This window comes from Marininema mesophilum (genome assembly GCF_900106775.1).
Lineage (GTDB): Bacteria > Bacillota > Bacilli > Thermoactinomycetales > DSM-45169 > Marininema > Marininema mesophilum.
Map to the genome: position 1 here is coordinate 1 of NZ_FNNQ01000002.1, position 22,365 is coordinate 22,365.

The window sequence follows — 22,365 nt, forward strand, 5'->3', positions numbered from 1 at the left end:
TTGATCCGTGCTTTGTGCCAATTGGAACCGCCTTTGGTTCGTTGGCTCATGATGCGCTGTGCTTTGGCTAGCTTCTTTTCGTACTGGCGGAAATACCGAGACGGTTTTACTTGGGTTCCGTCCGTTAGAATCGCAAAGTCTTTCAGCCCCAAATCAACACCGATTACTTTCTCTTTGGATACAGACACAACCGGACACGCGTTGATTTCACACAACACCGATACAAAGTACTTCCCCGTGGGATTACGCCGGATGGTTGCAGAAAGAATCCGTCCCTCTACTTCACGGGATTTGGCAACCTTCACCCATCCGAGTTTCGGGAGCCGGATCCGATTGGCTATCACCTCGATGGTGGCCTTTCCCTTTTTCGGATGGTTGCACTGACTAGTGTAGGATTGGACACGGTTTCGTTTACTTTTAAAGCGTGGACGGTCATTTTGCTTTTTGAAGAAGCGAGAGAAGGAATCTGCTAGGTGTTTCAAGGTATTTTGAAGCGAAGTAGAATCGACTTCCCGTAGCCAATCGATCTCTTTTTTTAAGGCAGTCAGTTGGGCAGAACAGGTTCCATAGGTCAGACCTTTTCCTGTGCTGTCATAGAATTCGTTCCATCTGGCTAGAAAGTGATTAAATGTGAAACGACTACATCCAATGGATTTATGGATGAGAATGGTTTGTTCCTTTGTTGGATACAAGCGAAATTTAAACGCTTTGTGCATGGGTTCACCTCCTTGCGAGAGGGAAGATCTCCCCTCTCTCGTCTGACGCTCGCTTTCATCCCAACCCTGAAGGGCTGGGTTTTCCCGCTCGCAATCTATAATCATATACGATGAAAGTAGAAAATAGTCACATAAAAACGTATTTAATGTTGATTTGTTTTATCATCGCTTTGAAAAAGTAGGAACCCAGCATCATCGCTGGGTTCCTAAGCGTTATGTATGTTAGAAACGAAGTGTAGGTGTTTCTTCTTAGGCCTGCCTCAAAAGGAAGTAGGACGAAGTAATGTAGCCTGTAGGCTATCCTCGGGAAACAGATCTGGTTGGATCATCTTTATGTATCGGTCAAAAAGAACAATCAGTGCAAGAATGATTGGTAGTGAGGCGAGGAGTATGGATGCAACTCCTCCCAATATGACACCGACAATCAGTGCAACTGTGCCATCCTTAAAAAATTGAAGGATGAACCAGGGAAATAGGATGAGAGCCCCGATAACTACCATCCCTAGTATAGTGGTGAATAACGTAATGAGATAAGTAGTGAGGGTGGGGATGAAGAGGCGAAAGAGGCTTTTAAAGCTGTAACTGAGGGAGCGGATGACTCCGATGTCTTCAGAAAAAAGGATGATGAGGGAGTAAGTTTTTATGATCAAGAGGAGAAGATATAGCAGCCCTCCGATGACCCCCACCGTGATTAAAACCCCCATACCTCTCCCTGTTAAGAATACGAATGCACCCACTATGGTAAAAAAGATTCCTGTCATAAAAATATGACAGATGAGCAATCCAAAAAGAGGAAACGTTTTGCGTAGCCCTTCTGAGAAGAAGCGACTCACCATCACGTGTTTGTTGACCACTGCGTCACGAGCCGTAGCAGTCAAACCAGCTAAGTAGAATGTTCCAACAAGGAAGGTTAGCCCACCAGCTAATAACGTGTAGCCGATAAGAAGAGCTCCCCCCTTGTTGAATAGCGAGAGTGGTTGTATAAGTTGATCAAAGGGTAAAACGGTTAGGGATGTTGCCCAATGTTTGAAAACTTCTTTGGTTGTGGCCCAGTTTGCCTTGATCATTGCACCGATAAACAAGTGCGGAATAAGTAAAAGGATCATAGCTATCAAACCGCCTGCCAAAGAACTAAGCCAACACTTCATACCAAAGCGATTAAATAAGCGTAGCGACTCCTGCAATAAAAATACCTCCAATCTACGTGGGTTACTTTTACTCTATGGTATCCTTTCATTGCGATAAGGACAATGTCTTGCTCATTCTTTTTGCCCTATTTCTAGGAGATTCCCTTTTCTGCTATGATAAAATGAAGGGAAGGAAGTGACAAAAATGAAAAAGGATATTAAGGAAAAGCTTTCCCTTCTCCCGGATCAACCGGGTTGTTATTTAATGAGAAATGAAAAAGGGACGATTATATATGTTGGAAAAGCTAAAAGGTTAAAAAGTCGTGTGCGTTCTTATTTTACAGGAAGTCATGATGGGAAGACACAACGATTGGTTTTAGAGATATCAGATTTTGAATACATCGTTACCGATAGTGCAATTGATGCCTTAATCCTTGAGGCGAACCTGATTAAGCGTCACCGCCCTTATTACAATGTTTTAATGAAGGATGATAAGTCCTATCCGTATATTCATCTGACAAAGGAAGAGCATCCACGTTTAGAAGTGACCCGTAAAATGAAAAAAGATGGCTCACGTTACTTTGGCCCCTATCCTAATGCATTAGCGGCACAAGAAACAAAAAAATTGCTGGATCGATTGTATCCCCTACGAAAATGTAAAACACTCCCGAAAAGAGTCTGTCTATATTATCACCTGGGGCAGTGTCTTGCGCCTTGTGAATACGATGTAGATGCTACGCAGTATGAGGAGATGACGCGACAGATTATCCGTTTTTTAAACGGAGGATATAAGGAAGTACAAAACGATCTCCGCAAAAAAATGGAGGTCGCATCGATAGAGTTGGATTTTGAACGGGCAAAGGAATTACGGGATCTGATTCGCCATATTGAGACCGTGATGGTAAAACAATCGATGACATTAAAGGATGAAACTGATCGTGACGTAATTGGGTACGCAGCAGACAAAGGAATGATGTGTGTTCAAGTGTTTTTTCTACGTCAAGGAAAGTTGATCGAGCGGGATGTAGCGATTTTTGCTCATTACAATGAGCCGGAGGAGGACTTTTTGTCCTATGTGACACAGTTTTATTTTGAGAAACCGGCATTACCCCGGGAGGTAGATTTAGCACCAGGGGTTGATATAGAGCTTCTTGGTGGGTTTCTCAAGGGCGTAGAGGTGCGAGTTCCTAAGCGGGGCTCAAAAAAGAAGCTTGTCGATATGGCAAGTCAAAACGCAAAGATTGCTTTAGAGGAACGGTTTCAATTAATAGACCGGGACAAAGGACGTACAGTCGAGGCGGCACGTGAACTTGGCGAAGCGATAGGAATTGGTTATCCTCAGCGTATCGAAGCCTTTGATAATTCCAATATACAGGGAGCTGATCCTGTATCGGCGTTAGTGGTCTTTAGCGATGGCGCACCTGATAAGAAGGAGTATCGCAAGTTTAAAATTCGGACCGTACAAGGGGCTAATGATACAGGGACAATGCGTGAAGTGATTCGCAGGCGTTATACAAGGGTGTTAAAGGAAGATCTACCTCTTCCCGAGCTAATCCTAGTAGATGGAGGACGTGGTCAAATGTCTGTAGCGATCGATGTACTTGAAAATGAACTCGGATTATTTATTCCTGTAGCGGGACTTGTCAAGGATGACAAACATAAAACCGCTAAACTACTTTTTGGTGATCCACCGATGGACGTCTTGCTCAGGAGAGGAAGTCAAGAGTTTTATTTATTACAACGGATTCAGGAGGAAGTTCACCGGTTTGCTATTACGTTCCACCGTCAAACAAGGGGTAAAGGGATGCTCCATTCTGCACTAGATGATATTCCGGGAGTGGGTCAAAAACGAAAGACGATGTTATACAAGCATTTTGGTTCGGTAGAGAAAATGAAGCAGGCCACAGTCGAAGAGTACCGTCAAGCAGGGATCGGAGATAAACTCGCTCGGGAAATTCTCGTGCACCTTGGGGAGAGTAGTAATGAATCTGAGGTGAATGCAGAGGAAGCAGGTAAGGAGGAATGACCGAACCACAGGTCCTTCCACAGGATATCATCATGCTTATGGGGGGGCGATCCCGGCGTATGGGCCGGGATAAAGCCTTGTTAGAGCTTGATGGGGAACCGATGGTTTATCGGATTCTCCGCCTTCTAAATGGAGTAGGTAGGCCCATCGCAGTATGTAATCCAGAGGGGGTACTACTCCCTCTTACGATACCGATGGTGATGGATCACTGGCAGGATTGTGGTCCTTTAGCAGGTATTCATGCTGGGTTGGCACATGGGAGAGAAGAAATGGCACTGGTAGTAGCTTGTGATATGCCTTTTGTATCGCCAGTTCTAGGTGAAACACTAATGAAGACAATGATTAAGGAAAAAAAAGATGCCGTTATTCCTCGTGTTGCAGGGAAAGAGCATCCGTTATTTGCTGTTTATCATCGACGAATACTGCCTTTGCTAGAGAGTATGCTGGCAGAGGGGAAGGATCGATCCGTTACCGGATTTTTGCAACAGATTGATACTCTCTATATCGAGGAAGTACAGGGGTGGGCACCCTGGCAGTTTGCTCATTCTTTGTTCAATATGAATAAGCCAGAGGATTATATGAAGGTGATCCACCAAAAATAATATCACCCCTTCTAGCATTTCTCCCTAAGGATACTTGGGTGGGAAAGCATAGAAGGGGTGATTTTCGTTATTCATTGAGAGAGGAATTCTCATTTTTAGGTGCATCTGCAGTCATCTGGATAGCGTTCTGTGGTTCGTCTGGTGGACTCGAAACAGAATCTTTAAACTCCCGGAGAGTACGCCCTGCCGCCCGTCCCAACTCGGGCAATTTTTTAGGACCAAAAAGAAGCAAAGCGACGAGGATGATCAAGATCAGACCCGGCATGCCCATTTGACTAAACAGGGGAATTCACTTCCTTTCTATGTTTTAGTCTATTAATGTTCCCGAGAGATCCCTCTAGCATACATCGGGAATTGACAAAAAGAAGAGGGGCGGGATACAAACGATGTCTACGCATGTGCTACTACAAACAATGACCCAACGGATGAATGAACAACCAGAGGGAATCCAAAATGTGAAAGCGGTTTATCAATTTGACCTAAAGGATGACGAGGGTGTTACTAGTCACCAAGTAGGCCTAGAAGATGGGACTGCTAAATATGCTGAGGGAACACCCTTTGAAACGGATTGTACTTTGCAATTGTCCGATGAAAATTTCATCAAATTGGCCGAGGGAAAATTAAACCCTGCGATGATGACTGATAAACTAAAATTAAAAGGTAACATGGTGCTTGCCGCTAAGTTGCAAAGTTTGTTGAAGCATTATCAGTAAGAGTGAAGTATTCCTATCCAGATGCTCTAATCAATGAAGAGTATCTGGATTTTTTTCGTTCAATCTCCTAATATTGCCGCTTAATTTGCGTTGTATCTCCCATCACAATGTGTTACGATCATAAACAAATTATGTGTAATAAAAAATCACATACCTCACGAACCACGTGTGTATGAGAGGCGCAATGGACCATCAGTATCCACCGCGAGGAAACGGTAACCGTTGACCGGTGGAGAAAGGGGCCATTGCCGAAGTCGATGATCCTGCCGTAGGAGATCGGCTGGGCCCGCAGCTGAACAAGGGCGGGACTGTCACGGATTTATCCGTGGAGCACTGATCACCGGAAGCTAAGTGAGGCTGGGCCATCATTAAAGGCAACAGCTGGACTTCCCGCTGTTGCCTGTCTTTTTACTAATCATTGTAGGGGCAAAAAGAGAGGAGACTCTAAAAGGATCATGGGACTTGTCGTACAGAAATTTGGTGGGACGTCTGTTGGTAGCGTAGAGCGCATTCAGAATGTAGCCGAGCGGGTGGCGAAAACACATGCTGAGGGGCATCAGGTCGTTGTCACGGTTTCCGCCATGGGAAAAACGACGGATGAACTGGTCTCCTTGGCAAAACAGATGAGTGATCAACCACCACAACGTGAGATGGACGTCCTTTTAACAACAGGAGAGCAGGTGACCGTTTCCCTGCTCAGCATGGCTTTATTGCAAAAAGGATTAAAAACACACCCCATGACAGGATGGCAAGCGGGGATTCATACTGATTCGATTCATGGGAAAGCACGGATCGATCGTATCGATACGAATAAAGTGAAAAAGTGTCTACATGCAGGAGAAATTGTTATCGTAGCCGGTTTCCAAGGGTTATCTCCTGATGGAGAAATTACGACGCTTGGTCGCGGTGGATCGGATACAACAGCCGTTGCCCTCGCCGCTGCATTAAATGCGGATCGCTGTGAGATTTTTACCGATGTGACAGGTGTCTATACAGCAGATCCAAGGATCGCACCCCAAGCAGACAAATTAAAGGAGATCTCCTACGAAGAGATGCTAGAGTTAGCCAATCTGGGAGCAGGGGTGTTGCATCCACGTTCAGTAGAGTGCGCGATGACTCATCGAGTTCAGCTAGTGGTACGCTCTAGTTTTAGCGATGAGGAGGGAACGACCGTGAAGGAGGCGGATCAAATGGAAGAAGAGATGAATGTACGGGGAGTCGCTCACGATCTCCATGTCGCTAGAATGAAGGTGATCGGCCTCCCTAATCAAGCAGAAACATTAAGCACTCTCTTTACTCGACTATCAGAAGCCTATATCAATGTAGATATGATTGTCACGAGTGAACATGAGGATGACCGGATTGATGTAGCCTTTAGTGTGCAGGATGAGGAAGGGGATTATGCACGACAGGTGATTGTTGACTTACGGGATGAGCTTGATTATCTAAAAGTATTATCCGAAACCGGACTTGCAAAGGTTTCTACGGTGGGAGCTGGAATGGTGACCAACTCTGGCGTAGCTGCACGAATGTTTTATTCATTATCTGAGGCAGGAATACGAATCAAGATGGTTTCCACCTCAGAAATTAAGATATCCTGTGTGATTCCACGCGACCAAGTGCAAATGGCAGTACGTATGTTGCATACAGCTTTTGGTTTAGATGCCAAAGAGGAGATTTTGGTAGAGGTATAATAAGAGGGTTAAAGAGACCGAAGGCATCCCCTTCGGTTTTTTTTGTGTGCAAAAAGAGTATTCATGATCCTAGAGTGTAAACTTTTTCAGAATAATACTAAAGAAATTGGTCAGATAAAAAAGATTAATGGTAAATATATCCTGCACCTTGCTCTTGATTAGACAATAAACTGAAAAATACACTTTATTTTTAATAGATAAAAACTTCAGCTTATTTTGCAGGACTTTTCTCACTATAAAGGAATATAAATAAATGGGCAGAGGCCCGTTCACACCTGGTCATTGGTTATTATTGATTCTAATTCGAGGAGGAAAACGAAGGCCCATGTGAATTATGCTCTCGTGAATGCCCATTTTTACCAAGGGGGTTGTATCCATGTCCAAGAGTTTTGTTAAATGGTTAGGTATCTGTATGGCTCTTTCGATGGTCCTGTTGACTGCTTGCACAGGGAATAATAGCGATGCAGGTACGGCTGGTGATGGAAAAGCGCTGGCCAAGGAACAGGTCTTGAATGTCGGTAGTATTCCCAGTGAGCCACCTGGCTTGGATCCATTAAAAGCTCGGGATAGTGCCTCAGGGCTTATTCTCTCACAATTGATGGAGGGACTTACTAAAACAGATACAGAAGGGAAAGCGCTTCCAGGGATTGCTACGAAGTGGGAGGCGAACAAAGATAGTAGTCAGTTTACCTTCCATCTTCGAGATGCAAAGTGGTCCAATGGAGATCCTGTAACCGCTGTGGACTTTGAATATGCATGGAAGCGGATGTTGGATCCGAAAAACGCAGCGATATATGCATACCAACTGTTTTATCTTAAAAACGGTGAGAAATATAATCAAGGTAAGGCGAAGGTAGATGACGTAGGGGTTAAGGCTGTTGATGATAAAACATTAAAAGTTACTTTGGAGAGACCCACGCCCTATTTCCCTAGTTTAGCGGCCTTCTATGCTTTGTTCCCTGTTAATAAAAAGGTGGCAGAGGCAGATAAGAAGTGGGCAGGGGACGCGAAAACCTTTGTCTCAAATGGTGCTTTTAAAATGAAAGAGTGGAAGCATAATGCTAAGATCGTCTTAGAGAAGAATGAAAAATACTACAATAAGAAAAAAACCAAGTTAACGCAAATCAATTTTCCCTTTGTAACCGACACAAAGACAGGATATCAACAGTTCCAATCCGGGGAATTGGATGAAGGGGATAGCAATCTCATTCCAACGGATTTAACAAAATCGCTTATTGAGAAGAAAGAAGCTAAAGGAGGACCCAACCCCGCATCGTATGGTATCGACTTTAACACAAAGAAGAAACCATTCACCAATGCGAATATTCGCCGGGCTTTTGCTTTAGCGATTGATCGTCAATCGATCGTGGAAAACGTGACACAAGCGGGACAGGAACCTGCAAATGGTTGGGTTCCTTGGGGAATGCCTGACTTCAGTACGAAGGATGATTGGGTAAAAAATCACGATAAATATTTAGATGCTAAAGCAAACGCTTCAGAAGCGAAAAAGTTGTTGGAAAAAGGACTGAAAGAGGAAAAAATTGATAAATTGCCGAAGGTAACCTTTAGCTACAACACCGATGATGGCCACAAAAAAATTGCGGAAGCTCTGCAACAAATGTGGAAAGATAATCTAGGTGTCGATGTGAAGTTGGCCAATATGGAATGGAAGGTTTTCTTGGAAAAGAAGTCCTCAGGGGATTATGATATGGCACGGACAGGTTGGTTGCCGGATTATATTGATCCAATGACCTTCATGGACCTATATATGACTGGATCAGGTCAGAATGATGCGAAGTTTAACAACAAAGAATTCGATAAGTTGATTAAAGAAGCAAAATCGACAGACAATCAGGATAAGCGGATGAAATCGATGCACAAAGCAGAGGATATTCTGATGAAGGAGATGCCAGTAGCTCCTCTTTATTGGTACACACGACTTCATATGCAAAAGGATTATGTAAAAAATGTAAAACGCAGTATTGACGGAACGGTGTATTATACCGAAGCTTATCTGACTGAACATTAAGCATTCTCAGCTAAGGTAAGCAAAGTCACTCCATATGGAGTGACTTTGCCATTCCTTGGTAAGAACATAGGAGGTGGGATCGTTGCTTCGATTTATAGGAAGACGAGTTGTGCTGATGTTGCTCTCATTATGGGTGATCGCTACACTGACATTTGTACTGATGAAGTGTATTCCAGGGGATCCCTTTACCTCGGAGAAAAAGTATCCACCTCAGACGATTGCTAACCTAAAGGCTGAGTATGGGCTGGACAAGTCTATCCCTGAACAGTACGTCACATATATCACGAATCTAGCTAAGTTTGATCTAGGATTTTCAATTAACAATACCTCTCGTACGGTGAACGAGATGCTTTCTGACAGCTTTCCGGTTTCAGCAGAGCTAGGTGCGTATTCCGTGCTTTTGGCATTATGTGCAGGCGTGCTTATGGGAATAACTGCAGCACTTTGGCAAAACCGCCTACCCGATTATGTCATGATGATTTTAGCGGTGATCGGGATTTCAGTACCTAGTTTTGTACTAGCCCCCTTTTTACAAAAGTACTTCGGATTGGAATGGAAGATACTTCCATTAGCTGGTTGGGGAGATCCTCCACAAATTATTTTGCCAGCGGCTGCGCTAGCTTTAGGTCAAGTAGCACTTATCGCGCGATTGATGCGTTCAAGTATGCTCGATGTAGTCACACAAGATTATATTCGAACCGCTCGTGCAAAGGGGCTGCCCCCATGGAGAGTAATCAGCCGTCATACGTTACGTAATGCGATTATTCCAGTGGTTACGATTATGGGGCCAGCGATTGCAGCTGTACTTACAGGTTCATTTGTTATTGAGAAAATATTCTCAATTCCTGGAATGGGAAAGTACTTCGTTGAGAGCATTACCAACCGAGACTATCCAGTGATTATGGGCACAACTATTTTCTATGCTAGCTTTTTGATTATGATGAATCTTCTTGTGGATCTCACCTACGGATGGATTGATCCTCGTATCAAGGTGGGCGGAAGGGAGGGGAGATAAAATGACGATGCCAGCAGAACGATTTGAGTCAGCTCCTAAACGACAAGCAGCGATGGAAGTGCTTCGACGTCCCAGTGTTACTTACTGGCAAGATGTTTGGCGGCGATTGCGGAAGAATCACCTGGCCATCATTGGCTTAATCGGGGTGGCGCTTCTTATCATCATGGCGATTATCGGTCCGTATCTTCAAGATTACAGCTACTATGAGCAAAATCTAGGCACAGGTAAAAACCTATCTCCCTCAGGAGAGCATCTATTTGGTACGGATGATTTGGGGCGGGATGTCTTTGTACGCGTTTGGTATGGAGCGCGAATTTCTCTCGTTGTGGGGTTTGCAGCAGCACTAATGGATTTATTGATCGGTGTTTTATGGGGTGGGATTGCAGGGTATAAAGGTGGGCGCATTGATGAGGTCATGATGCGAATTGTCGATGTATTATGGGGTCTACCCTATTTACTCATTGTCATTTTGATCTTAGTTGTGATGGATGACCCAGGGTTACTCCCGATCTTAATTGCGTTATCGATTACAGGTTGGTTGAATATGGCTCGTCTGGTTCGAGGACAGATCTTGCAACTAAAGGAACAGGAATTTGTGATGGCAGCTCAAACCCTAGGAGCGAGCACAAAGCGCCTCATGCTAAAGCACCTGATTCCGAATGTGATGGGTCCGATTATTGTGATGATTACTTTTACGGTACCTACTGCGATCTTTGCGGAAGCTTTTCTAAGCTTTCTCGGACTGGGTATCCAGGCCCCCTTTGCTAGCTGGGGTACGATGATTAACGATTCTCTCATCGTTATTCTGATGGATGATTGGTGGAGACTCTTCTTCCCTGCTTTTTTCTTAAGCATGACGTTGCTCGTTTTTAACTTTCTAGGGGATGGATTACGGGATGCACTGGATCCAAAAATGAGGAAGTGAGGAGGGAATCTGTAATGGGTAAACCGATACTAGAAATTAAAGATCTACATGTAGCCTTTAAAACCTATGCTGGTGAAGTCCAAGCAGTACGTGGAGTGGATCTCCAGTTAGAAAAAGGAGAGACCTTAGCCATTGTGGGGGAATCCGGGAGCGGAAAGAGTGTCACGGCTCAATCGGTAATGCGCCTGATTCCTTCCCCCCCTGGAAAAATAAAAAAAGGTGAGATTCTCTTTGAAGGAAAGGATCTCATCCAGATATCTGATAAGGAAATGTTTCGCATTCGTGGCTCAGAAATTGGGATGATTTTTCAAGATCCAATGACCTCCCTCAACCCGACGATGACAGTAGGTAAGCAGATTATGGAGGGGTTGATGTGGCATCAGAAGCTTTCAAAAGATGAGGCCTATCAACGAGCAGTGGAAATGCTACGCTTGGTGGGAATCCCCACTCCGGAAAAACGGGTCAATCAATTTCCCCATCAATTTAGCGGGGGGATGAGACAACGAGGGATGATCGCCATCGCCCTAGCCTGTAATCCAAAGATCTTGATCGCTGATGAACCGACTACAGCACTGGATGTAACGATTCAAGCTCAAATATTGGAATTGATGAAAGAGTTACAAGTGAAGACAGAAACGGCGATCATATTGATTACCCATGATTTGGGAGTCGTAGCTGAAACAGCGCATCGTGTAGCCGTGATGTATGGAGGAAAAGTAGTGGAAACAGGGAAAGTAGAAGATATCTTTTATCGATCACGCCACCCCTATACCTGGGGGCTATTGGGTTCGATGCCTCGCCTGGATATAAAACGGGAAGATGATCTATCTCCTATCCCTGGTTCTCCGCCAGATCTATTTGATCCACCAAAAGGATGCCCTTTTGCTGATCGTTGCCCCTATGCGATGCATATCTGCCACGATGAAATGCCAAAGGTTACCGAAGTAACATCAGGTACTCATCAAGTGGCCTGTTGGTTGGAAGATTCTCAGGCACCTTCTATCGAGAGTAGAGGAGCGAAAGTAAATATCGTTTCTCAGTAAATGGTTGACAACCGATTGGGTTCATCATATGATGAATCAAATGTAACCGTATAAGGAGATCTTCTTATCTAGAGCGGCGGAGGGACTGGCCCCATGATGCCGCGGCAACCCTGTTTCCCAGTAGGGGAGGGAGGGTGCTAATTCCTGCAGGGTATTTCCGCCCTGGAAGATGAGAAGAGGTCATCGGATTTGCTTCTATTTTTGTGCATATCCCCGCCCTCTTCGTAACTGCGAAGAGGGCCTTTATTTATATAGCCACGAGAAGGAAAGGAGGGAACTAAGCCCTATGCCACTTACTGCAAAATCGTTGGATGCGAAAACGGAGAAAAGAGAAGTAGAGGAATCGGTTCAGGTGGTGTCTATTGGCTCCATTACATTAGAATCGGGTGCCATTCTGCCAGAAGTGGATGTGGTTGTAGAAACCGTAGGTACTTTATCAACGAGAACGAATAATGCTGTCCTGGTGTGTCATGCGCTGACGGGGGATGCCCGTGCAGTAGGAGACATGGGGAATCAAGGATGGTGGAGAGGGTTAATTCATTCTGGAGGCTATGTCAATACAGAAGAGTGGTTTGTCATTACCATGAATGTTCTGGGAGGGTGTAGTGGGACAACAGGGCCTACATCCATCAATCCTGAGACGGGGGAAGCTTATCGGTCGTCATTTCCCTATGTGAGCGTGCGTGATATGGTCCATGTGCAAAAACGGTGCTTAGAGATACTTGGTATTGACTCCCTTCACGGGATTATTGGGGGATCTATGGGAGGCATGTTGGTATTGGAGTGGGGACTTCTCTATCCAGAATGCGTGGGGCGTATCATTCCGATTGCGACGGCTAGTTCATTGACCCCAACGGCGATTGCTTATAATGATATTGGTCGACAGGCCATTGTATCGGATCCCGCTTTTAAAGAGGGTGAGTATGATGCGAACTGTCCTCCTGTAAAAGGATTGGCCATTGCGCGCATGATGGGGATGGTTACGTATCGGACGAACTCTTTATTTGAAAAGCGTTTTAGTCGTGCATTACAAGAGGGAATAGAGGAGAATCCGTCCGACTCGGTGTTTCAGATTGAAAGTTACCTTCGTTACCAGGGGAAAAAATTAGCGGAGCGATTTGACGCCAATAGTTATTTAACTCTCCTTAAAGCGATGGATACCCATGATATCGGCCGGGGTCGAGGCGGGGTGAAAGCAGCATTGGCGCAATTACGTTGTCCCATTTTGGTAATCGGAATCCAGGAGGATATTTTGTTTCCGATTCACCAACAACGAGAAATTTATAAGCTAGTACAACATCGGGATGAAAATCAATTGTTGGAGGTATCATCAGAATACGGGCACGATGCTTTCCTTTTGGAGTTTGATGAAATAGGTCCGGCGATCCAAAAATTTTTAAGTTGAATTAGATGGCTACAGGCGTGTGAGATAACACAAGAGACTTGCCATTGGCTAGGATGCTATAATTGCTGGCCGCTGAGGCCGTGCAGGCAAATCCGGTGGAAGTTTCTCGGGAAGTAGACCATTGCCCCTTGTCTTGACGCGTCTTAAAACTTGGGAGTACAATAAACTATGAAACATCATGAAACTTTCTCTCATAGCGATATTTCCAAAGATTACCGGCCCTTTGCCGGTTACACTTTTGTGGGGAGAAGTTTTACGGTGAGGAATTTGGAGTAAAGTAAGTGCACAACCTTATAAGGGGCAATAGGGGGAAAAAAATGAGTACGCACCGTAGTTTCTTTAACCGGCGGCTACACTCCCTGTTGGGTGTCATCCCAGTCGGCTTTTTTTTGCTTGAGCACCTGTGGACCAATTATCATGCCACCCAAGGGGCAGCTGCCTTTGAAGAGAAAGTGAATTGGTTATGGGGCATTCCGTTCCTACCTGTGTTAGAAATCTTCTTCATTTTTTTGCCATTGATGTACCATGGCGTATACGGATTGTATATCGCATTTACAGCGCAAAATAACGTGGGTAACTTTGGTACTTTTCGTAATGTCATGTTTATGCTCCAACGGGTAACTGGAGTAATTACGCTGATATTTGTCGCGATACACGTGTGGCAGACCCGAGTACAAGTTGCTTTGGACGGAATGACAGCGTCTGAATTAAGTCGTCAGACAGCAGAAGTTCTAAGTAATCCCGTCAATGTTACCCTCTATTTAATCGGGATTGTGGCGGCGATTTTCCATTTCTCCAATGGAATGTGGTCTTTCCTTGTAAGCTGGGGGATTACAGTAGGCCCTCGTGCCCAGCGTGTTTCTACATGGGTATGGATGGGTGTTTTTGTCATCCTATCGTATATTGGCATCCGAGCGATGCTTGCCTTTACCAGTCCAGAATTCACTAGCGTGTTGGCTCGTTAAGAAAGGGGCACTGCCATCATGAAAGAGAAAGTCATCGTCGTCGGCGGCGGCCTCGCAGGCTTGATGGCCGCGATTAAAGTGGCTGAAGCGGGAGCCGACGTCGAACTCTTTTCCGTCGTACCTGTGAAGCGTTCCCATTCGGTCTGCGCCCAGGGCGGGATCAATGGGGCTGTTAATACGAAAGGAGAAGGCGATTCTCCTTGGGAACATTTTGATGATACCGTATATGGCGGGGACTTCCTTGCCAACCAACCACCGGTCAAAGCAATGACCGAAGCAGCACCTGGAGTTATTTATTTAATGGACCGGATGGGCGTGCCTTTTAACCGGACTCCAGAAGGTTTGCTTGATTTCCGTCGTTTCGGAGGGACTAAACACCACCGGACAGCTTTTGCAGGTGCTACAACAGGTCAGCAGCTTCTTTACGCATTGGATGAGCAAGTTCGTCGTTGGGAAGTTGCTGGTCGCGTTACCAAATATGAGATGTGGGAATTCCTCTCCATCATTCAAGATGACGAAGGACGTTGCCGTGGGATTATTGCCCAAGACCGCCGAAACATGGAAATTCACTCGTTCCAAGCAGATGCTGTGATCATGGCAACTGGTGGGCCAGGGATCGTCTTTGGTAAATCGACCAACTCGTTGATTAACACGGGTACAGCTGCTAGTGCAGTGTATCAACAAGGCGTTTACTATGCCAACGGAGAGTTTATCCAAGTGCACCCCACAGCCATTCCAGGGGATGATAAACTTCGCTTGATGTCCGAATCTGCTCGTGGCGAGGGTGGACGTGTTTGGACATATAAGGACGGGAAGCCTTGGTATTTCCTCGAAGAAATGTACCCTGCCTATGGAAATCTCGTACCGCGCGACATCGCTACACGGGCGATTTTCAAGGTATGTGTAGACATGAAGCTCGGTGTGAATGGTGAGAATATGGTTTATCTAGATCTTTCTCATAAAGACCCGAAAGAGCTAGATGTCAAATTGGGCGGTATTATTGAGATTTACGAGAAGTTTATGGGTGAAGATCCTCGTAAAGTTCCCATGAAGATTTTCCCGGCTGTTCATTACTCGATGGGCGGTATGTGGGTAGACTACAACCAGATGACTAATATCCCTGGTCTTTTTGCAGCGGGTGAATGTGAGTATCAATATCATGGTGCGAATCGTCTGGGTGCAAACTCTCTTCTCTCCTGTATCTACGGTGGTATGGTAGCAGGTCCTAACGCCTTGGAATACATCCGTGGATTGGATAAATCAGCTGATGATCTTTCTTCCAACATCTTTAATTCCCAGCGGTTAAACGAACAACAAAAATATGATGATATCTTGAAAATGGATGGGGATGAAAATCCCTATAAACTCCATAATGAACTTGGTGAGTGGATGACGGACAATGTGACAGTGGTTCGTTACAATGATCGTTTGAAAGAGACTGATAATAAGGTACAAGAGTTGATGGAGCGTTACAAACGAATTAATGTAACGGATACAGGCAAGTGGAACAACCAATCTGCTACCTTCATTCGTCAGTTGTGGAATATGCTTGAGCTTGCACGCGTAATTACGATTGGAGCTTATAACCGGAACGAAAGCCGTGGAGCTCACTATAAGCCGGACTTCCCAGATCGTAATGATGAGGAGTTCCTGAAAACAACGAAAGCGAAGTATACTCCTAATGGTCCAGTCTTTGAATACGAAGACGTGGATACTTCCCTGATCGAGCCTCGTGCACGCCGCTATGATGTGGCAAAGCAGGCTGAAGAGAAAGGGGCAAAACAAGCATGAGTGAAACAGCGACTGCGACGAAGCAAAAAACGGTGAAGTTTATTATCACCCGTCAAGATTCTCCAGACTCCAATCCCTTTATAGAAGAGTTTGAGTTGGAATGGCGCCCCAATATGACGGTCAACTCCTCCCTGATGGAGATTCAACGGAATCCTGTCAACTGTAAAGGGAAAACGGTTGACCCCGTCTCTTGGGAAGCAAACTGCCTCGAGGAAGTATGTGGTGCTTGCTCTATGGTGATCAATGGAACACCACGGCAAGCATGTACAGCACTTGTAGATAACCTCTCTCAACCTATTCATGTAGAACCGATGACAACCTTTCCGGTTATGCGGGACTTGGCAGTAGATCGTAGTCAAATGTTCGACGCACTGAAGCGAGTGAAGGCATGGGTTCCTATTGATGGGACCCATGATCTAGGACCTGGGCCGCGTATGCCGGAGGTTGATCGTCAGTGGCGGTATGAACTGTCCAAGTGCATGACCTGCGGTGTCTGTCTGCAAGCATGCCCCAACGTTAACGCCAATTCGAATTTTATCGGACCTTTTGCAGTCGCACAGGTGGATCTTTTCAATAACCATCCCTCTGGATCAATGAACAAGCAAGAGCGGACAGAGGCATTAATTGAAGATGGTGGCCTACAGGAATGTGGGAACTCACAAAACTGTGTGCAGGCTTGTCCCAAAGGCATCCCACTTACCACGGCAATTGGTCGGATGAATCGGGAGAGCACAAAACACCTCTTCCGTAAATGGTTGTCCATCTAAGATCAGTATGGGTAAGCCCCCTTACTTTTAACTGATGTGCATCCCCATTAAAGTGAATAGTGGAACCCTCTAGGAGTAGAGATTCCATACTATTTTAGGGGGGTATGGAATAAAAAGCCCAGTGCTATTAAGCACTGGGCTTTTTATTCTTTCCTTTACAAGCTAATTATTAACCGAATAAGTTGTTGAAGAAGTCTTTGATGTAGTTCAAGATTTTATCCAAAAATCCTTGAGCTTCTTGGGAATTAATGATGTTTTGGAAATTCTTCTGTAGGTCACCTTTTATATCTTCCAGTTGCCCTTGTAAAGAGTTCCAGTCGATGTTGTCTAGCTGGGAAAACTGGAACATGACATTGGTGATATTGTTGATGTCCTGGTTGTTCAAGTTGATATTTAAATCACGCCCCACATTGGTAACGATATTTTGCACATCTTCTTGACTTTTTGGTTGTTGCTGTGCGATTTGTTCTTTTACCTTGGTCATAAAGTCAGCCGCTTTATCTTGCCCTACTTTTTGTCCAAGGTCAGAAGTTTGTTTGATTTCATCGTTAGCTACTTGGCGTTGATCTTGGCTGATCTGTTGATTGGTTGCCTTTTCAAAGGCCATCATAATCCCGGTTAGAGCTGCAGTACCTGTAACTGGTTCAGGAGCGGTAACGTAGATTTGTGCATCCTTCACACCAGCAGTAACCAATGCGTTAGCATACATTTGTTCTGTTACTCGGGTTACATTTTTCGCTTTTACCTGAATTCCATTACCGCTATCCATTGTGGTAATGCGGGCTGAGGAATAGGCATTGTTGTTACTAGGGACTGGGCCATTGCCAGAACCGGTATTTAGATATTTACGAATGTCACTGATTCCAACATTGATGGTTTGTACATCGGAGTTGACACCCATCTCTTGCAATATAGATTGGCGTTGATCCTGACTTAAGTCAGCACCTAGTGTAACCACCGTTTTCCCAGTAGTTTCGGCTGAGGCCTTTCCAGCGGGAACTGCAACGGCAGCAAAAGCGAGCAATGCAATGAGGGCAATAGATGCCCATTTTTTAATCTTGATCATGGTGAAACCCCCTTTTTCACTTATATAGACGTTGAAAAGCATAAAGATGTTTCATTTTTACGAGTAAAAATTGTTTGGAAAGGTGGACAATTTTTTTACGGATAGCGCCCTTTTAGCATCTTCTTCACACCAGGGAAGAGGTAGTGACTGCCGCCGCGATTTTGTACTTCGTCCACATAGGCTACACAGACGATGTCTGGTTTTTTATCTTTCTCACGGTTAGCCATCCAAGCAAGCCAACCTAACTGACGTTGATCTTTATCATTCATGCTTGCTTTTAATTCCGCTGTTCCTGTTTTAGCTCCTAGTTCAACACCCGGTGTACGAAGAGTACGACCGGAACCCTTTGGTAGAGTAACGACTCCTTTAAGCAGCTCTCGTACTTGTTTTGCTACCTCTGGTGAGACGACATCCTTTTGCCAGTATTCGATGTCGTTCGTTTTTCCTTTTTTCATCGTGATGCGTGGTTTTAAAAGGTCCCCATCATTTGCAAAGGTGCTATACATAGTAGCAAGGTGTAGCGGGCTGATCAAGAGCTGACCTTGACCGTAGGAGGTATCCGCTAGTTGAATCTCTCCGCTTAATTTCCCATTGTTGGAAATCTGGGAGGGAGTAACATCGAGTGGGATATCCATGTTTTTTCCAAAGCCGTATTTTTGAAGATAGTCGATCATCGTTTCTCTGCCAACTTTTATGCCTACTCTAGCAAAGTAGATATTGTCTGACCAGGCTAAGCCCTTTGCTAAATTGATGGGGCCACCGGGATTATCTACTCGGCGAACATAGTAACCTCCCCAGGACGGGCTCTTTTGCCACTTACCAGATTCCGTATTGTAGGTGGTTTTTGGCGTGATTTTTTTTGAGTCGAGTCCGATGGAGGAGGTGATTGCCTTCATCGTAGAACCCGGAGCGTAAGGAATTTTAGCACGATTGGCGATAGGTTGATTAGAGCTATTGATGGTTGCCCAAGCTGATTTTGACATCCCATCGACAAAGAGATTAGGGTCATAGGAAGGAGAGCTGACTAAAGCAAGAAGGTCCCCATTTTTAGGGTCAATCGCTACCCCACCGCCCTTATCCGATGATTTCTGCTGGATGACGCGAAGCATTTGTTTTTGTGTTTTCAGATCGATGGTGGTTTGGATATCTTGTCCATCCGTTCCGGAACGAGATGCGATAAGGGACTTTTCTTTTCCATTGGACGAAGTCGTTGCAATCCGATATCCAGGCTTTCCTCTTAGCGTGTTGCCTTGATACTCCTCTAGCCCGGAATGTCCGAGCCAGTCCCCTTCTTGATAACCGTCTTTCTTCTTTTTAGCTAACTCATCCTTAGTGATGGGGCGGATATAACCGGTGAGGTGAGCGGTCAAACTCCCTTGCGGATAACGTCTTGTCGAGGCATCTCGAGCCGTAATCTCAGGGATGGACTTGGCTAGCTTTGTTGCTTTCTCCTGGTCTTTGCCCTTAAATGATTGGATAGTGATAAAAGCAGAAGGATTCTTTTCGTCTTTCACTTTGTTATAGACTTGGTCAAAGGGGATGGAAAGGGCTTTGGCTAACTTTGTACTGGTTTTACGTAGATCATGGACCTGGTTAGGGATGATTCCTATTGCTGTTTTTTCATCGTTAACAGCTAAAGGCTCACCATTCCGTGCGGTGATTTCTCCCCGTTTTCCTGGAGGAGTCTGTGTAACACGTACCCGATCTCCTTCTTTTAGACTAGGGAAGATCAAGGATGGTTTCCAATCGACCCGCCATCCCTCATCATCCTCCACCATGATAGCCTTATTCTTGAAGGTGACTTTGGGAACGATACTTGATTGAATCGTTGTGGTAAAAGGAATGGTTTCTGGTTCTTCTTCATTGGTTTTAGCCGAGGTAAAAGCAATTTTTTTCTGGCTGATTCCAGTCGCAATTGCCTTGTGACGCCGAATAAAAGTTTCTTGGCTTATTTTTTGTTTTGCATCGGTGCTGAGTAGGTGATACATCGATTTGTAATCACCCTTCTCCCAATCCTTTGCATAACGGGCCATCACAACTTGTGGAGGGGGTCCAGTGTCTCTGACAGCATAGTAAATGCCTAACCCTCCAACTAGAAAAATGACGCCAAGAAGGATGAAAGCGTTTCGCTGGCTTATCCCTAATTGACGCAACCAGGTGGAGATTCTTTCTTTTAGTTCCTGCATGGGTACAGCGTCACCTCTATTTCACTCTCTGATGGGTGCTCAATGAACATTCTCTATTCTATCGTTTATTAGGGTGCGTGTGAATGGATTTATTGTCCAAGTGGTCGGATTGCTTTTTAAACATAAAGAGGAACGGCTTATCATAGTGGATCTGCCGTTCCTTAATGAAGTAGCTACTTATTAGGAGAAAACAGGATCTTTAAATTTAGCCAAACGTTCCAGAGAGGTACTCTCGACATCACGATGGAGACTGTTTCCATGGGAGTCCATGGTGACGATAGCAGTAAATTTCTTGACGTTGAGGTGCCACATCGCCTCAGGAACACCAAATTCCATAAAATCTACACCATCCACACCGGTGATACAGTCCGCATAATACTGAGCGGCTCCACCAATAGCATTAAGATAAACGGCACCATGTTCCTTCAGGCCAGCAAGGGTTTTCGCGCCCATTCCACCTTTACCGATCACTGCACGGATGCCAAACTTTTTAATGATATCCGCTTGATAGGGCTCTTCTCGGATACTTGTTGTAGGTCCAGCTGCTTTTACCTCCCACTTGTCATCTTCATCTTTGAGCATGACCGGCCCACAATGGTAGATAACGCCTCCATCAAGGTTTACAGGAGATTCGTGATCCATCAGATATTTATGAAGGGCATCACGTCCGGTGTGGATTCTCCCATTAATGGTAACAACATCCCCTACTTTTAAGTTGCGAATGGCTTCCTCAGAAATCGGAGGAGTAAGGACGATTTCTCGGGTCCCTTGGGTGGAAGTCGTCGTTTCTTTTTCAATGGGTTCCTGAATCTTGATCTCGGGCTGATCTTTATATAGCCAGCCAGTAATCTCACCCGTCTCAGGGTTTAGGGTTACGCCCTGGCGGCGGAAAGCCCAGCAATTGTAAGCTACTGAGACATAGAAGCTAGCAGGAATTCGGTGCATGGCTCCTACTTTGCAACCGAGTAGGGTAGTGTTACCGCCAAAGCCCATCGTTCCGATGGATAGCTCATTGGCATGTTCCATAATATAGTCTTCGAGATCCGCAAGATCAGCATTAGGATTGGTATCGAAAACTTTCCGGAAGAGTTGTTTTTTCGCTAGTTCATAACCGGTTGTGCGGTCTCCACCGACACCTACACCAATAAAGCCAGCGCTACACCCTTGACCTTGCGCTTGGTATACACTGTGTAAAATACATTTGCGGATCCCATCCAAGTCACGACCCGCACGGCCAAGTCCTTCCAATTCACAAGGGAGGCTATATTGAATGTTTTTGTTTTCACAACCGCCACCCTTTAAGATCAGGCGAATATCGACCTCATCGCGCTCCCACTGTTCATAATGGATGACGGGTACGCCTTCGCCTAAGTTATCTCCACTGTTTGCCCCGGTTAGAGAGTCGACGGAATTAGGGCGAAGCTTTCCTGTTTTTGTGGCTTCAACAATCGCAGCCTTGATCTGTCGAGTAATCTCTAGTTGGTTAACACCTACAGGAACATGGACGTGAAAAGTAGGCATTCCCGTGTCTTGGCAGATAGGGGAGACATTCTCCTCTGCCATCGTTATGTTATGGGTAATCGTAGAGAGTGCCAACGCAGAGCGAGTTCCTGCGTCTTCCTTGGACTTTCCTTGTTGAACGGCTGCTCGTACATCGGGAGGCAGGTTCGTTGAGGTTTCTGTAATAAGCTCGAGAAGACTATTCTTTAATGCGTGCATCTGTCAATACTCCTTTTCGATGAGAGAGTCGACTGGTTTTAGTCAATTCACCATCTATTATACATCAATATAGTGGTTTCTTCAGGGGAAACCCATTGGAAAATAGAGTGGATTTGTCGATAATCGATTAAGAAAATCCCCTTGAGCTAACAGGAAGGGGCCAGTTAACTCAAGGGGATCATATCATTGAAAAAGGTATTTCTGAAACTCACTAGAGGGTGCTGATAAACGGATGGTTGGTTAAAGCGGTTAACTTGAAGTATTTCTAGTCAGTTTTTGTGGTTCTCGCTGGGCGGTTTTGATAAACCGTTCCTCCGCCTCTACAACACCACACACCCCACATTGAACACGGAGTGATTCGCCTCGATAAGGAACGTGTAAAGGGTCATTTGTAGCAACCTGTTCGAGAATGGCTCCATTGTTGGGGTCTTTTCGTACAGGGGTCACCACTTGTTCAATCAAATTAAAGCGACTGCGATTGGTTCCACATACAGGACAGAGATAGTTTGAATCCATCGAATTAAACACCTCCTGGTTTTATCATTCCCGAAGGGTGTAGCCTCATTCTTGTGCAGA

General features: G+C 45.1%; 19 protein-coding genes and 2 riboswitches. Of the genes, 12 read left to right on the top strand and 7 right to left on the bottom strand.

Annotation, left to right across the window (positions count from 1 at the left end; all coding sequences use genetic code 11):
• Window positions 1-716 (bottom strand): RNA-guided endonuclease TnpB family protein (locus BLV90_RS02105; RefSeq protein WP_143034979.1); only part of this gene is annotated, 716 nt, incomplete at its 3' end.
• 260 nt (window positions 717-976) lie between these two features.
• Window positions 977-1,900, bottom strand: a complete 924-nt coding sequence (locus tag BLV90_RS02110; RefSeq protein WP_091735468.1) for a hypothetical protein — start codon at window positions 1,898-1,900, stop codon at window positions 977-979.
• Window positions 1,901-2,048: 148 nt separating this feature from the next.
• Between BLV90_RS02110 and uvrC the strand changes: the two genes are divergently transcribed.
• Window positions 2,049-3,869, top strand: a complete 1,821-nt coding sequence (gene uvrC / locus BLV90_RS02115) for an excinuclease ABC subunit UvrC (protein ID WP_091735471.1) — start codon at window positions 2,049-2,051, stop codon at window positions 3,867-3,869.
• Window positions 3,866-4,471: a molybdenum cofactor guanylyltransferase gene (gene mobA, locus BLV90_RS02120; RefSeq protein ID WP_091735474.1), complete on the top strand. Its 606-nt coding sequence runs from the start codon at window positions 3,866-3,868 to the stop codon at window positions 4,469-4,471. Before uvrC ends, mobA begins: the two co-directional genes overlap by 4 nt.
• Window positions 4,472-4,538: 67 nt before the next feature.
• Here mobA and tatA read toward each other — a convergent pair whose 3' ends face one another.
• Complete coding sequence (gene tatA / locus BLV90_RS02125; protein WP_425433848.1) at window positions 4,539-4,736, bottom strand: twin-arginine translocase TatA/TatE family subunit; 198 nt, start codon at window positions 4,734-4,736, stop codon at window positions 4,539-4,541.
• A 121-nt stretch (window positions 4,737-4,857) separates the two neighbouring features.
• Here tatA and BLV90_RS02130 point away from each other — a divergent pair, with 121 nt between their 5' ends.
• The 10 genes from BLV90_RS02130 to sdhB all read left to right on the top strand — a co-directional run bounded on the left by BLV90_RS02130 (window position 4,858) and on the right by sdhB (window position 16,818).
• Window positions 4,858-5,184, top strand: a complete 327-nt coding sequence (locus BLV90_RS02130; RefSeq protein WP_091735480.1) for an SCP2 sterol-binding domain-containing protein — start codon at window positions 4,858-4,860, stop codon at window positions 5,182-5,184.
• 166 nt (window positions 5,185-5,350) lie between these two features.
• Window positions 5,351-5,528, top strand: a riboswitch (Lysine riboswitch).
• Between the two features lie 111 nt (window positions 5,529-5,639).
• On the top strand, window positions 5,640-6,878 hold the full coding sequence (locus tag BLV90_RS02135) for an aspartate kinase (protein WP_091735483.1): 1,239 nt from the start codon (window positions 5,640-5,642) through the stop codon (window positions 6,876-6,878).
• Between the two features lie 376 nt (window positions 6,879-7,254).
• A complete protein-coding gene (locus BLV90_RS02140) occupies window positions 7,255-8,907 on the top strand; it encodes a peptide ABC transporter substrate-binding protein (RefSeq protein ID WP_177167854.1) in 1,653 nt (550 codons plus the stop codon).
• Between the two features lie 82 nt (window positions 8,908-8,989).
• Window positions 8,990-9,922, top strand: a complete 933-nt coding sequence (locus tag BLV90_RS02145; RefSeq protein ID WP_091735489.1) for an ABC transporter permease — start codon at window positions 8,990-8,992, stop codon at window positions 9,920-9,922.
• Between the two features lies 1 nt (window position 9,923).
• Window positions 9,924-10,847 carry an ABC transporter permease gene (locus tag BLV90_RS02150; RefSeq protein ID WP_091735492.1) on the top strand — a complete coding sequence of 308 codons (924 nt, stop codon included), beginning with the start codon at window positions 9,924-9,926 and terminating at the stop codon, window positions 10,845-10,847.
• A gap of 14 nt (window positions 10,848-10,861) precedes the next feature.
• The gene (locus tag BLV90_RS02155) at window positions 10,862-11,890 is read left to right on the top strand and encodes an ABC transporter ATP-binding protein (protein WP_091735494.1); all 1,029 of its coding nucleotides are present in this window, start codon (window positions 10,862-10,864) and stop codon (window positions 11,888-11,890) included.
• Between the two features lie 61 nt (window positions 11,891-11,951).
• Window positions 11,952-12,066, top strand: a riboswitch (SAM riboswitch).
• 110 nt (window positions 12,067-12,176) lie between these two features.
• Window positions 12,177-13,295 carry a homoserine O-acetyltransferase MetX gene (gene metX / locus BLV90_RS02160; protein ID WP_091735497.1) on the top strand — a complete coding sequence of 373 codons (1,119 nt, stop codon included), beginning with the start codon at window positions 12,177-12,179 and terminating at the stop codon, window positions 13,293-13,295.
• A gap of 317 nt (window positions 13,296-13,612) precedes the next feature.
• Window positions 13,613-14,260: a succinate dehydrogenase cytochrome b558 subunit gene (locus tag BLV90_RS02165; RefSeq protein WP_091735499.1), complete on the top strand. Its 648-nt coding sequence runs from the start codon at window positions 13,613-13,615 to the stop codon at window positions 14,258-14,260.
• 15 nt (window positions 14,261-14,275) lie between these two features.
• Window positions 14,276-16,051 (top strand): succinate dehydrogenase flavoprotein subunit, encoded by a 1,776-nt coding sequence (sdhA, locus tag BLV90_RS02170; protein ID WP_091735501.1) that lies wholly within the window; start codon window positions 14,276-14,278, stop codon window positions 16,049-16,051.
• Window positions 16,048-16,818: a succinate dehydrogenase iron-sulfur subunit gene (gene sdhB, locus BLV90_RS02175; RefSeq protein ID WP_091735504.1), complete on the top strand. Its 771-nt coding sequence runs from the start codon at window positions 16,048-16,050 to the stop codon at window positions 16,816-16,818. The genes sdhA and sdhB overlap by 4 nt, the downstream gene beginning before the upstream one ends.
• Before the next feature lie 169 nt (window positions 16,819-16,987).
• Here sdhB and BLV90_RS02180 read toward each other — a convergent pair whose 3' ends face one another.
• The 4 genes from BLV90_RS02180 to BLV90_RS02195 all read right to left on the bottom strand — a co-directional run bounded on the left by BLV90_RS02180 (window position 16,988) and on the right by BLV90_RS02195 (window position 22,305).
• Window positions 16,988-17,884 carry a DUF1002 domain-containing protein gene (locus BLV90_RS02180; RefSeq protein ID WP_245726219.1) on the bottom strand — a complete coding sequence of 299 codons (897 nt, stop codon included), beginning with the start codon at window positions 17,882-17,884 and terminating at the stop codon, window positions 16,988-16,990.
• 95 nt (window positions 17,885-17,979) lie between these two features.
• Window positions 17,980-20,070 carry a penicillin-binding transpeptidase domain-containing protein gene (locus BLV90_RS02185; protein ID WP_091735507.1) on the bottom strand — a complete coding sequence of 697 codons (2,091 nt, stop codon included), beginning with the start codon at window positions 20,068-20,070 and terminating at the stop codon, window positions 17,980-17,982.
• Window positions 20,071-20,250: 180 nt separating this feature from the next.
• A complete protein-coding gene (locus BLV90_RS02190; protein ID WP_091735510.1) occupies window positions 20,251-21,789 on the bottom strand; it encodes a fumarate hydratase in 1,539 nt (512 codons plus the stop codon).
• 249 nt (window positions 21,790-22,038) lie between these two features.
• Window positions 22,039-22,305: a DNA alkylation repair protein gene (locus BLV90_RS02195; protein ID WP_091735513.1), complete on the bottom strand. Its 267-nt coding sequence runs from the start codon at window positions 22,303-22,305 to the stop codon at window positions 22,039-22,041.
• Window positions 22,306-22,365 lie beyond the last annotated feature (60 nt).

Coding starts and splice junctions, on each gene's coding strand:
- uvrC (WP_091735471.1), top strand. CDS start 2,049: ATGAAAAAGGATATTAAGGAAAAGCTTTCCCTTCTCCCGGATCAACCG.
- mobA (WP_091735474.1), top strand. CDS start 3,866: ATGACCGAACCACAGGTCCTTCCACAGGATATCATCATGCTTATGGGG.
- tatA (WP_425433848.1), bottom strand. CDS start 4,736: ATGCCGGGTCTGATCTTGATCATCCTCGTCGCTTTGCTTCTTTTTGGT.
- BLV90_RS02130 (WP_091735480.1), top strand. CDS start 4,858: ATGTCTACGCATGTGCTACTACAAACAATGACCCAACGGATGAATGAA.
- BLV90_RS02135 (WP_091735483.1), top strand. CDS start 5,640: ATGGGACTTGTCGTACAGAAATTTGGTGGGACGTCTGTTGGTAGCGTA.
- BLV90_RS02140 (WP_177167854.1), top strand. CDS start 7,255: ATGTCCAAGAGTTTTGTTAAATGGTTAGGTATCTGTATGGCTCTTTCG.
- BLV90_RS02150 (WP_091735492.1), top strand. CDS start 9,924: ATGACGATGCCAGCAGAACGATTTGAGTCAGCTCCTAAACGACAAGCA.
- BLV90_RS02155 (WP_091735494.1), top strand. CDS start 10,862: ATGGGTAAACCGATACTAGAAATTAAAGATCTACATGTAGCCTTTAAA.
- metX (WP_091735497.1), top strand. CDS start 12,177: ATGCCACTTACTGCAAAATCGTTGGATGCGAAAACGGAGAAAAGAGAA.
- BLV90_RS02165 (WP_091735499.1), top strand. CDS start 13,613: ATGAGTACGCACCGTAGTTTCTTTAACCGGCGGCTACACTCCCTGTTG.
- sdhB (WP_091735504.1), top strand. CDS start 16,048: ATGAGTGAAACAGCGACTGCGACGAAGCAAAAAACGGTGAAGTTTATT.
- BLV90_RS02180 (WP_245726219.1), bottom strand. CDS start 17,884: ATGATCAAGATTAAAAAATGGGCATCTATTGCCCTCATTGCATTGCTC.
- BLV90_RS02185 (WP_091735507.1), bottom strand. CDS start 20,070: ATGCAGGAACTAAAAGAAAGAATCTCCACCTGGTTGCGTCAATTAGGG.
- BLV90_RS02190 (WP_091735510.1), bottom strand. CDS start 21,789: ATGCACGCATTAAAGAATAGTCTTCTCGAGCTTATTACAGAAACCTCA.
- BLV90_RS02195 (WP_091735513.1), bottom strand. CDS start 22,305: ATGGATTCAAACTATCTCTGTCCTGTATGTGGAACCAATCGCAGTCGC.